This window comes from Coprococcus sp. AF51-11b1 (assembly GCF_027682785.1).
GTDB classification, from domain to species: Bacteria; Bacillota; Clostridia; order Lachnospirales; family Lachnospiraceae; genus Allocoprococcus; species Allocoprococcus comes.
Window position 1 is genome coordinate 44384 of record NZ_JAQCZB010000016.1, and the last position, 12679, is coordinate 57062.

The 12679-nt window shown below is 40.3% G+C and carries 9 protein-coding genes and 1 pseudogene; 9 read left to right on the plus strand and 1 reads right to left on the minus strand.

The genetic code is table 11. The features are described from left to right. From PGY05_RS14665 to PGY05_RS16725, 6 genes and pseudogenes are all read left to right on the plus strand, one after another. Entirely contained in the window at positions 1 to 744 is a 744-nt protein-coding gene (locus PGY05_RS14665; protein WP_022220921.1) for a Stp1/IreP family PP2C-type Ser/Thr phosphatase, read from the plus strand. Then, entirely contained in the window at positions 738 to 2840 is a 2103-nt protein-coding gene (gene pknB, locus PGY05_RS14670; protein WP_195488512.1) for a Stk1 family PASTA domain-containing Ser/Thr kinase, read from the plus strand. Before PGY05_RS14665 ends, pknB begins: the two co-directional genes overlap by 7 nt. Positions 2841 to 2852: 12 nt before the next feature. Continuing rightward, positions 2853 to 3740 (plus strand): ribosome small subunit-dependent GTPase A, encoded by an 888-nt coding sequence (gene rsgA / locus PGY05_RS14675; RefSeq protein WP_008372146.1) that lies wholly within the window; start codon positions 2853 to 2855, stop codon positions 3738 to 3740. 6 nt (positions 3741 to 3746) lie between these two features. Next, positions 3747 to 4409, plus strand: coding sequence for a ribulose-phosphate 3-epimerase (gene rpe, locus PGY05_RS14680; RefSeq protein ID WP_195250072.1), 663 nt, complete (start codon positions 3747 to 3749; stop codon positions 4407 to 4409). After that, entirely contained in the window at positions 4402 to 5052 is a 651-nt protein-coding gene (locus PGY05_RS14685; protein WP_270476221.1) for a thiamine diphosphokinase, read from the plus strand. The genes rpe and PGY05_RS14685 overlap by 8 nt, the downstream gene beginning before the upstream one ends. 159 nt (positions 5053 to 5211) lie before the next feature. Continuing rightward, a pseudogene (locus PGY05_RS16725) lies at positions 5212 to 5325 on the plus strand (DUF4186 family protein); the annotation flags it as partial. An 11-nt stretch (positions 5326 to 5336) separates the two neighbouring features. Here the strand turns inward: PGY05_RS16725 and PGY05_RS14695 are convergent. Beyond that, positions 5337 to 6200, minus strand: coding sequence for an AraC family transcriptional regulator (locus tag PGY05_RS14695; RefSeq protein WP_055145504.1), 864 nt, complete (start codon positions 6198 to 6200; stop codon positions 5337 to 5339). A gap of 201 nt (positions 6201 to 6401) precedes the next feature. Here PGY05_RS14695 and PGY05_RS14700 point away from each other — a divergent pair, with 201 nt between their 5' ends. The 3 genes from PGY05_RS14700 to PGY05_RS14710 all read left to right on the plus strand — a co-directional run bounded on the left by PGY05_RS14700 (position 6402) and on the right by PGY05_RS14710 (position 12159). After that, a complete protein-coding gene (locus tag PGY05_RS14700) occupies positions 6402 to 9440 on the plus strand; it encodes a glycoside hydrolase family 2 TIM barrel-domain containing protein (protein WP_270476222.1) in 3039 nt (1012 codons plus the stop codon). A 169-nt stretch (positions 9441 to 9609) separates the two neighbouring features. After that, entirely contained in the window at positions 9610 to 11007 is a 1398-nt protein-coding gene (locus PGY05_RS14705; protein WP_270476223.1) for an MFS transporter, read from the plus strand. Between the two features lie 351 nt (positions 11008 to 11358). Then, the gene (locus PGY05_RS14710) at positions 11359 to 12159 is read left to right on the plus strand and encodes a helix-turn-helix transcriptional regulator (RefSeq protein ID WP_055157441.1); all 801 of its coding nucleotides are present in this window, start codon (positions 11359 to 11361) and stop codon (positions 12157 to 12159) included. Positions 12160 to 12679: the final 520 nt, after the last annotated feature.

Genomic DNA, 12679 nt, shown 5'->3' on the forward strand with positions numbered 1-12679 from the left:
ATGAAAATATTTTCTATGACAGATGTTGGAAGAAAACGTGAAATGAACCAGGATTACGTGTTTGCCACAGATGAGTCATTAGGTACGCTGCCGAATCTTCTGGTAGTAGCCGATGGAATGGGTGGACACAAGGCAGGCGATTTTGCGTCAAAATATACGGTGGAAGTTCTGAAAGAAGAACTGAAGCATACATTAAAGGATGGGCCGGAAGAGATTTTAAAAGATGCGGCTCAGACAGCGAACCACAAGCTGATCGAGAAAGCAGATGAAGACATTAATCTGGAGGGGATGGGAACCACTCTGGTTGCGGCAACTGTGATCGATCATACACTTTATTTTATAAATGTAGGTGACAGCCGTCTGTATCTTCTGAATAAGGATATCAGGCAGCTTTCCAGAGACCATTCCCTGGTAGAAGAGATGGTTCGTCTGGGAGGAATCAATGAGGAAGAGGCAAGACATCATCCGGATAAGAATATCATTACCAGAGCAATTGGAGTAAAAGAGGATGTAGAGGTGGATTTTTATGAATTCAGCCTCAAAAAGGGAGATATCATCCTGATGTGTTCCGATGGACTCAGTAATATGATAGAGGATGAAGAAATTTTTGCGATAGTTAAAGGGGCAAGAGATATCGTAGAAGCCGGTCAGAATCTGATTGACCGGGCGAATGAGAACGGGGGCAATGACAATATCAGTGTTGTTCTTGCAGAACCGTTTTCTGATGAGGTGAGTATATGGTAAAAGACGGGATTTATTTAAGTGGCCGTTATCAGGTTCTGAGCAAGATCGGAGCCGGTGGAATGGCGGATGTATATAAGGCGAAGGACTGTATGCTGAACAGATATGTCGCAGTGAAAGTCCTGAAAAAAGAATACAGGGAAGATGAAAACTTTGTAAAGAAATTCCGGTCAGAAGCACAGGCAGCAGCAGGGCTTCTGAACCCGAATATTGTCAATGTATATGATGTAGGGGAGGATCGAGGACTCTATTATATGGTCATGGAGCTGGTAGAAGGAATCACTCTGAAAGAATATGTGCATAAAAAAGGAAAGCTTTCTTCCAAGGAAGCGATCAGTATTGCAATTCAGATGTGTACCGGTATTGAGGCAGCTCACAATCATCACATCATACACAGAGATATCAAACCGCAGAATATTATCATTTCCAAAGAAGGAAAGGTAAAGGTTACGGATTTTGGTATTGCAAAGGCGACAACATCGCAGACAGTCAGCACCAGTGCAATGGGATCGGTACACTATGTATCTCCGGAGCAGGCACGGGGCGGCTATTGTGATGAGAAGAGTGATATCTATTCTGCAGGTATCACCATGTATGAGATGGTGACCGGAAGGGTTCCTTTCGATGGCGATTCTACTGTTTCGGTTGCAATGAAGCATTTACAGGAGAATATTACCCCGCCTTCTGAGTATGCACCGGATTTATATCCGGCGCTGGAGAAGATTATTCTCAAGTGTACACAGAAGAGCGCGGAAAGACGTTACCAGAGTGCCGGAGAACTGATCCAGGATCTGAAGAGGGCGTTGGTCGATCCGAGTGGCGAATTTGTAGATATGGTTCCGATCCGGAGTATGGGAGATACGGTGATGATCTCGCCGGAGCGGATGGCACGTATGAAAAAGCGTCAGGGCGATGGTTATGATGACGAAGAGTATGATGATGGCTATGACGATGAAGAATATGACGAAAATGATGACTATGATGAGGATGACGAAGAGGATAATTATAACGGGGGCAGACGCGGTAACAGTAAAAATGGCGTAGATCCGAAGATGAACAAGATGATGAAGATCCTCATGGTTGCAGTTGCAGTGATCGTTGCATTTGCGCTGATTTTCCTGATTGGCAAAGCAGCAGGTGTGTTCGGTAAGCGTTCAGACAGTCAGATTTCAGTTTCCAATGAGATTGAAGTGCCAAATCTGGTTGGACAGCCGCAGAATGTTGCAGAGACGATGTGCGAAAAGAAGCAGCTGAAGCTGGAAGTAGAATCCGAGAAAGCATCAGATAAGGCAGCAGGTACGATTATTGAGCAGAAGACAAAAGCAGGAAAGAAAGTCAAGAAAAATACGGTGATCAAGGTTGTAATAAGTTCAGGACCGGAAAAGATCATGATCCAGAGTGTAGAGGGAATGAATGAAGATGCAGCCAAGAAAGCACTGATCAAACAGGGCTTTACGAGCAAGAACATTACTGTTACCAGTGAATACAGCAGTGATGTTGAAAGTGGAAAAGCAACAAGGACTGATCCGGCAGAGGGAACAGAGGTATCTGCTGACTCTAAAATCACACTGTATATCAGTAAAGGTGAAAAACAGCCGGATAAGGTGTCAGTTCCGCCAATTGTGGGAATGTATGTAAATGATGCGGTATCTACACTGAGTGCAAGCAGACTGTCCGATGGCGGAACGAGCAGTGAAGAATATTCAGATGATTATGCAGAAGGTATGATTATCCGTCAGAGCACAGATGCCGGAACGAAGGTGGCTGAAGGAACAAGTGTGAGTTATGTTGTCAGCAAAGGACCAAAGCCTGCAGATCAGGTGAAGGTACCAACTCTGACAGGAAAGACACTTGGAGATGCGATTTCAGCACTGAATGCCAGAAATCTGACTTATACAGAAGTTGATATTGACAGTGCAGAACCATCTGGAAAAGTTGTAAAAGTTGATCCGGGAGAAGGTACATCGGTAGATGTAGGAACTGCGATCACACTGTATGTAAGCAATGGCTCACAGGCAAGCAGTGGATCCGACAGTAACAATTCGGGTAGCAATAATTCCGGTAACAACTCAAATAACGGCAACAATACAGGAAATTAAAAGGACTGTTTTATGCAGGGAAGAATTATAAAAGGGATTGCAGGATTCTACTACGTTTATGACGTAGTAGAATCTGTCATTTATGAATGTAAAGCAAAAGGAATTTTCCGTAAGGAGAAGATTAAACCACTGGTCGGAGATCTGGTAGAATATGAGATCTTAGATGCAGAAGAGAAGACCGGTAATATCATCCGGATCCTTCCAAGGAAGAATGAACTGATCAGACCGGCAGTGGCAAATATTGATCAGGCACTGGTTGTATTTGCAGTGAAGAAGCCGGATCCGCATTTTAATCTGCTGGACAGGTTTCTGGTTATGATGGAGCGGCAGGAGATTCCGGTTATTATCTGTTTCAACAAGAAGGATATTGCAGATGAGCCGGAAATCGAGTCTCTGGAGAAGACTTATGAGGCTTGTGGGTACCGTGTGATCTTTGCAAGTGCCAGAGAAGGAGAAAATATTCTGGAGATTAAAGAGGCACTAAAAGGAAAGACAACAACTGTTGCCGGACCTTCAGGAGTTGGAAAATCCTCTCTGATCAACTGTCTTCAGGAAAATGTCAATATGGAGACCGGAAGTATCAGCAGAAAGATCGAGCGGGGAAAACATACTACCCGCCATTCAGAACTGATCCCGATCGACGAGGATTCCTATATCATGGATACACCGGGATTTTCGTCACTGTATACCAATGATTTTGGCAAGGAAGAATTGAAATATTATTTTCCGGAGTTTGATCAGTATCAGGGAGGCTGCAGGTTTCAGGGGTGTAATCACATCAGTGAACCGGGGTGTCTGGTAAAAGAGGCTCTGGAAGAGGGAAAAGTGCATCCGGTGCGGTATGAAGATTATTGTGAGATGTATCGGGAACTGGAACAGAAGGAAAAAAGGAGGTACTAAACTAAAATGGAATATAAATTATCACCATCTATTTTATCGGCAGATTTTTGTAATCTGGAAGAAGGTATCCGCCAGACAGAGGAAAATGGAGCGGTATATTTACATTTTGATGTGATGGATGGCGTGTTTGTACCGAGTATTTCTTTTGGAATGCCTGTGCTTGCATCAATCAAACCGGCGGTAAAGCAGGTGATAGATACGCATCTGATGATTACGGAACCAATCCGTTATGTGGAAGCATTTGCAGAGGCAGGAGCGGATATTCTTACTGTACATTATGAAGCATGCAAGGATATACGTGCGACTCTGGACAAGATCAAAGCGTGTGGCATGAAGACAGGACTGGCAATTTCACCGGATACACCGGTGGAGGTCCTGAAGGAATTTCTTGGTGAAGTGGATATGTTCCTTGTGATGACAGTCCATCCGGGATTTGGCGGACAAAAGCTGATTTTTGAGATGCTGGATAAGGTCAGAACACTTAGGGCAATGCTGAATGAACGTGGACTTGAGACTGATATTCAGGTTGACGGAGGAATTTATGCATTCAATGTGAAAGAAGCACTGGATGCGGGAGCAAATGTGATTGTTGCGGGATCAGCTGTATTCAAAGGGAATGCAGGAGAAAACACAAGAGAATTGATGGAGATTTTAAAGAATTATGAGTAAGACAGTCATTATCAGTGGGGGATTGCTTGACGAGGGATTTGCAGAGAAGGTTCTTGAAGCAAATCCGGAGGCTTATATTATCGCAGTAGATAAGGGGCTTGAGTATCTGTATAACCATAAGATTGAGCCTCAGTATATTGTTGGGGATTTTGACAGTATTGATCCAAAGGTGATTGATTACTATCGCAAGGAGACGAATATTCCGATCCGGGAATATAATCCGGTTAAGGATGCGACGGATACAGAGATTGCTCTTCGGCTGGGAATTACACTGGGAAGCAAAGAGATGATCCTTCTTGGGGCAACCGGTGGAAGAATCGATCATTTGTGGGCGAATGTCCAGACACTTAGTGTGGCATGTGATGCCGGAGTAAATGCCTGCATTCTGGATGAGAAAAATAAAATCTGGGTAACGAATAAATCCTGTGTGCTGAAAAAGTCAGAAGCATACGGACCATATCTTTCTGTATTTTCTTTGGAAGGCGAGATTTATGATTTCAGTTTGGAGGGTACGAAATGGCCGCTCAATCATCATGATCTGATGCCGTGCGACAGTCTGACGGTGAGCAACCAGTTTGTGGATGATGAAGTGAAGATCAGTTTTGTAAATGGTCGGATTGTTATTATGGAAACGAAAGACTGATAAGAGATGTATAAGAAGAGAAAAGCCAGATATCATTCGAAAATGGTATCTGGTTTTTTTGCGTAAAAGGTACTAGGTGTCTGAAATGAGTACTTTTTTGAGTATAAAGCCGGATTTTGAAAAAAATCACGAATCTGAAAAAGGGTTGGATACAATCTGGCAACATGCTGTAGGGAGTGCATCCGAAAGTGGCCTAAAATGCAGTCGGGCAAGGAACTAAGTCAGGTGCTTATGGAGCGTCATCTTCTTTTGGAGGGAAAACTGGATTTATGATATTGTGGATTTTAGAACTTGTTTCTTATCTTTCGGTACTCTCTTGGGGAATATCCTTTCAGCTTGTGGAAAAGCCGGCTGAAATAAAGCTGATTATCATACCCGACGATTTTAGAAATTTCATTGATGGAATAGGTTGTTGTTTCAAGTAACATCTGGGCATTGTTAATTCGGATTCCCACAATAAACTGCATTGGTGTAGAACCTGTGTATTTTTTGAAGTTTCGGATAAACCAGCTGACACTCATTCCACGTGAGGCAGCATAATCATCTATGCTAATATTCTGGTTATAATTTTCACTGAAAAAGGTAACTGCGTTATCCATCTCGTGATCCAGGTATTCATTTTTCGAGATATGTTCCCTGGTCAGTTCCCGATGAAAGATGATAAGAAGATGACGGAGCAGAAGGACAAGCATTTCCTCATAATTATCTTGGCAACGCTGAAGCTCGATGATAATACGCTTGAAAATCTGTTCGTATTCCATAGAGGTTCCGACCTGAAATACACGCTCTTTATCCGGGAATCCATATTGCCGTAGGATATTTTTTACATTGTTGCCTGTAAAATGAATCCAGTATACTTCTGTCTTATCTTTTCCATAATATTCATATTTCTGAAGTTCCTTCGGTCTGTACAGTACAATATTACCGGCGGGGACAATCGTTTCGTTATCCATATTGTCAAAATGAAAATGCCCACAACCAGCAGTGATATAGATAATCTGATAATCCAGGCGTCCCCTTGGACGGTAGGTTGGTAACTTTGGATGGCTGGAAAGGCGGTAAGTACCGCAACTTCCTACAACCAGTGGGCGACTTTTGTCTTTGAAATCCATATGGGAGTGGTTTAAATAACCGGTATTCATATACATATGGTAGCACCTCTTTTCCTTTTTTTGTTATTGTATCATTTAGTGCATATTTTGTCTAATCCAATTCATAGACATGTTTTGTGGATTCGGATAAGATATATATAGCAAAACAGAGAAGAGTAAACATAAAAGTAAAAGACAAGGTTTGCTGTGGAAAAACAAAGTGCAAAAAAATGTATATGTATTAAAGGAGAGTTATTTATGATTGTACCACGTTATTATGAGGATTTAAGCGTACTGCATGAAAATACAATGCCAGCCAGAGCCTATTTTATTCCGGCATCCAAAAGAATGGATAACCTGGTGGAGCACAGGGAAGAGTCAGATCGAATGCAGTTATTGAACGGAACTTGGAAGTTCCAGTATTTTAACAGTATCTATGATGTTCAGGAACCCTTCTTTGAGAAAGATTATGATACAGAAAATTTTGATGAGATTCAGGTTCCGAGTGTATGGCAGATGGCAGGATATGACACACATCAGTATACAAACATCAGGTATCCGTTCCCATTTGATCCACCGTATGTACCACAGGATATTCCATGTGGAACATATGCACATACCTTTGTTTATCACAAAGATGAAAATGCACCAAAAGCTTTCTTGAATTTTGAAGGAGTAGACAGTTGCTTTTATGTATGGATCAATGGCTCTTATGTAGGGTATAGCCAGGTTTCTCATATGACCAGTGAGTTTGATATCACCGACCTCCTTCGGGACGGAGAGAACAGCATAGCGGTTCTGGTCATGAAGTGGTGTGATGGTTCCTATTTGGAAGATCAGGACAAATTCCGTATGAGTGGTATTTTCCGGGATGTGTACATTTTGAAACGCCCAAAACAGGCAATCAGTGATTATCATATTAAAACAAGAATTGAGGATATGCTTGCGAAAGTAGAAATTGAAATGAAATTCTACTCTCCGTTAAATGTAAAAATTTCGATTGAAGATAGAAACGGAGCAGTTGTAGCACTAGGAAGTATTGCTGAAGAAGGAACAGCTGTATTAGAAATCGCAAGTCCGGAACTTTGGAATACAGAAAATCCATATCTATATAAACTGATTCTTGAAACAGAGAATGAAGTAATTGTAGATCACATTGCATTAAGAAAGATAGAGATTAAAGACCAGGTTATTTATTTAAATGGACAGAAGATTAAATTCCGTGGTGTCAATCGACATGATTCTGATCCGGTTACTGGATTTACAATCAATCCGGAACAGATTACAACCGATCTTACGTTAATGAAGCAGCATAATTTTAATGCGATCCGTTCCAGCCACTATCCGAACGCACCATTTTTCTATGAAATGTGTGACAAGTATGGATTCATGGTAATAGATGAAGCAGATATTGAAGCTCATGGTCCATTTATGATCTACAGAAAAGAAGACACCGATTACAATCGGTTCAAACGATGGAATGAGAAGATTGCAGATGATCCGGTATGGGAAGAGGCAATCGTTGATCGAGTAAAACTCATGGTGGAACGTGACAAAAACCGTTTCTGTATTGTTATGTGGTCAATGGGAAATGAGAGTGCTTATGGCTGCAACTTTGAAAAAGCACTGGAATGGACAAAGAATTTTGATCCAGACCGTATCACACAATATGAGAGTGCAAGATATCGTAATTATGATGAAACATATGAATACAGCAATCTGGATGTGTACAGCCGGATGTACCCGGCGCTTTCCGAAATTCAGGAATATCTGGATAAAGATGGAAGCAAACCCTTTCTTTTGGTAGAGTACTGTCACAGTATGGGAAACGGACCTGGAGATTTTGAAGATTACTTCCAGATGATTCAGGATAATGATAAAATGTGTGGCGGTTTTGTCTGGGAATGGTGTGACCATGCGATTGCTCATGGAACTGCTGAGAATGGAAAGACTATATATGCTTATGGGGGCGACCATGGCGAAGAAATTCATGATGGCAACTTCTGTATGGATGGATTAGTATATCCGGACAGAACGGTACATACAGGACTTTTGGAATACAAGAATGTTTATCGCCCGGCAAGGGTTATTTCCTATGACAAAGAAAGCGGAGAACTGGTGCTTCATAATTACATGGATTTTGATAATCTGAAAGATTATGTGAAAATCAGCTATGAATTGACACAGGATGGACTTTTGATTGGGAAAGGAAAACTTGCTGAAGTATCTGTGGTACCACATAGTGAAGGAAAAACAAACCTGCAGGTCAACGTTCCGGAAAATGGGAAATGTTATTTAAAACTCACTTACCACCTGAAAAAAGAAATGCCTCTGCTGGAAGAGGATTATATCCTTGGATTTGATGAGATCGAAGTAAGCCAGAAGGATGCCAAATGCCAGTTAGCAGAAAAATGGGTTGAAAAAACAGTGACGGATTCTGAATTGCAGGTGAGTGAAGATGATACCCAGATTCATATCAAAGGCCGTGAATTCGCATATACAATCGACCGACGGACTGCACTTTTTACAGAGATGAAATTTGCAGGTCGGGAATATCTGAACCACCCGATGGAATTAAATATCTGGAGGGCACCAACAGATAATGATATGTACATCAAGTCTGAATGGAAGAAAGCCCATTATGATAAAGCTTATACAAGAGCTTACACGACAGAGGTCGTGCAAGGAAAGCATGGTGTGAAAATTACAAGCCATGCATCCGTTGTGGCAGAGACAGTACAGAAGATTCTTGATGTGACGATCACATGGAAAATAGAAGCTGCTGGAAAGATTGATGCAGATATTGCAGTAACAAAAGATGATGAATTTCCGGACCTGCCAAGATTTGGTGTGAGGATGTTCCTGGATAAAAAACTTTCAGCTGCACGATACTTTGGAATGGGACCACAGGAAAGCTATTGTGACAAACATCAGGCTGCGAGCCACGGTTTGTATCAGGCAAATGTAGATGATTTGCATGAGGATTATATTCGCCCACAGGAAAATGGAAGCCATTATGATTGTGAATATGTAGAGCTTAACAACAGCCGATATGGAATTGTGGTTTCTGCGGAAAATGCCTTCTCATTCAATGCTTCTTATTATACGCAGGAAGAACTTGAGGAGAAAACGCATAATTATGAACTGACAGAATCAGATAGTGTAGTATTTTGTGTTGACTATGCACTAAATGGCATTGGTTCTAACAGTTGTGGTCCAGTTGTATTGGAGCAGTACCGATTTGATGATGTATTATTCCGGTTCCAGTTTACACTGATACCGTATATAAAAGGATAATAAAGTTTCATGTAACCTGTAAACAAGGAAAGAGAGTCTGATTGTTATGTAAAGTCCGGATATACAGAGCAATCAGACAAAAACAGAGAAAAAACTAGAATTAGACATCATACTCTGTTAGACATCTTGAAATTCTAAGTGCGATGAAGATGAGGAGCAAAGAAATTCGATGGAAGAAAAAAAGTATTTGAAATGGTATAACAAAATTGGATATGGATCAGGCGATATTGCAGGTAATGTAGTCTATGCGTTCCTGACATCTTTTATGATGGTCTATTTGACGGACTCAGTAGGACTTGCTGCAGGTGTCGTAGGTACCCTGATTGCCGTATCAAAACTATTTGATGGTTTTACGGATATATTTTTTGGATCAATGATTGACAAAACACACAGTAAAATGGGAAAAGCGAAACCCTGGATGCTATATGGATATATTGGTTGTGCCATTACGCTGGTCTGCTGTTTTGCAGTACCAGTCAGCTTGGGAACAACGGCTAAATATGCATGGTTCTTTATCTCTTACACACTGTTAAATGGTGTGTTTTATACAGCAAACAATATTGCTTATTCAGCACTTACGTCACTGATTACAAAGAACAGCAAAGAGCGTGTGCAGATGGGATCTTACCGTTTTATTTTTGCGTTTTCAACAAGTCTTCTGATTCAGGCAATTACAGTTGGATTTGTAGATAAATGTGGTGGAGATGCTGCAGCATGGAGAACGGTTGCTATTATCTATGCAATCATTGGTCTTGTCGTAAATACGATTTCAGCACTTTCTGTTAAGGAACTTCCTGAGGAAGAACTTAACGAAGGAGAAGTAAAGGATGATAATGAAAAGTACGGAATGGTACAGGCATTCAAGCTTCTTGTTAAAAACAAATATTACATGATGATTTGTGGAACATATATTTTACAGCAGTTATATGGTGCCATGATTGGAGCTGGCATTTATTACATGACATGGGTACTGAAAAATAAGAATTTGTTTGGAAAATTTGCATGGGCAGTAAATATTCCACTGATCATTGCCCTGATTTTCACACCGACATTAGTTGGTAAGTGGAAAGGTATGTATAAACTGAACTTAAGAGGTTACGTCTTAGCAGTCATCGGTAGAGCACTTGTTGTTGTTGCCGGATATATGGGCAGTGTTCCGCTGATGATGGCATTTACAGCTCTTGCAGCCTTAGGTCAGGGACCATGGCAGGGAGATATGAATGCAGTTATCGCATCCTGCTCTGAGTACACTTACCTTACACAGGGAAAGAGAATTGACGGAACGATGTACTCTTGTACTTCTCTTGGCGTAAAAATCGGTGGAGGTATTGGAACCGCTGTTGTTGGATGGCTGCTTGAGTTCAGTGGATATATCGGAACAAATGCAACTCAGCCGCAGTCTGCACTTGATATGATGCAGTTTATGTATCTTTGGCTTCCGTTAATCTTTGATGTATTGATTATGTTTGTACTTTCAAGAATGAATGTAGAAGATGCAAATAAAAAACTGAAAGCAGAAAAAGGAATTGCTACAGATAAAGTAACAGATGCATCAGACATAAATTAGAATTGACAGGAGAAAGCGTTGTCTGGTCATTGCTCGATGAGACAGTGCTTTTTTCTATATATAAAGTGATAGAACTGTATTTTAAAAATAAAAAAGGACCACTTCATTTTTGTGAAATGGCCTTAAGAAAATATTCAGTTTTCACAAAATAGTCCTTTTAGTATTTATGCATGGTAAGGATGCTCAAAATATTCAGTGTAGAATACTAAAAGGTCATTCAGATATTTTTTTAGGTTGCTCATTTGCAATTCCTCCTTTCCTTATTTACAAGTTGATTATAAGATAGGTGTAAAAGGATTGCTTGCCAAATCGAAAGAAGATATAGACAAATGTTGCAAAGGGGAGTATTTCATGCAGTTAAAATATGTTGACACAAAAGAGGAGATCATAGCAATAAATAGGAAGTCAAAACATATTGAACCACATCTTCATAATGCACTGGAGATCGTTTGTGTAACAAGTGGATCATTAGAACTTGGTGTCGGACAGGAACTATACCATATGGAAAAAGGAGATATAGGCTTTGTATTTCCAGATGTTATTCATCACTATCAGGTACTGACACCCGGTGTAAATAAAGCGACTTATCTGATTGCATCGCCATTTACAATAGCCAAATTTGCAGATATCATGCAATCCATGGCCCCTGAATACCCAATCATCAAAGCGGAAAAGGTTGAACCGGAGGTATATAGGGTTATAAATGCAATTTTAGAGACAGAACAGTCGGATATTACTGTTGCACAGGCATATCTTCAAATTGTGTTGGCACGCTGCATAGGAAAATTAAATTTGGTAGAAAAGAGTAATGTGGGGAGCAACGATCTTATTTACCAGACAGTTTCCTATATATCAGCAAATTTTAAGAAGAAATTTTCGCTGGAAGAGATGGCAAAAGATCTGGGGGTGAGCAAATATGTTTTATCCAGACTCTTTTCCAAAACATTCCATAGAAACTTTAATCAATATCTTAACGATGTAAGGTTGAACTATGCATGCCAGCGTTTGGAAAATACGAGTGATTCTATTACAAACATTTGTCTGGATAGTGGATTTGAAAGTCAGAGAACATTTAACCGAGTATTTAAAGAAAGATATAAAATATCACCGAGTGACTACCGGAGTACATGTCTGAAAGATATGTTGTCATAACATATAGATTAATAAATTCAATAAAAATCTGATTATCAGTCTGAAATAAGTATCTCTGGGTGTTATTTATAATATGGGGTAGTGGTTAATTATTATGTCATATGCTTCTAAATGTAATGTTTTGAGGGGAGACATGAGCAATAGGAGAAGTGGTATTTGCATCAATGGGTCCAACAAAAAGAATTAAACAATAAGAATGAACAAAGTGTTGTAATCATCATACTGGTTGCAACACTTTTTTTCGACATTTTTTGAGAATTGTGGGATACCACATATCCGGTCACCGCCATGCTCCGATTTGATTTCTATACCAAAAATCAGATCGGAAGAAAGATAATGGCTTATAACAAAACAAGTGAAGAACGAAAACGGCAAGCGAAAAAATTATATTTTTTATTCATATGATCCGATGATTTATGTTTCGGATGCTCATCCGATAGAAGTGATAGAAGATTAGAAAAAGATTGACAAGTTACCAATTGATTACTAGAATATAAGTAACCGATTGGTAACTGCTAAT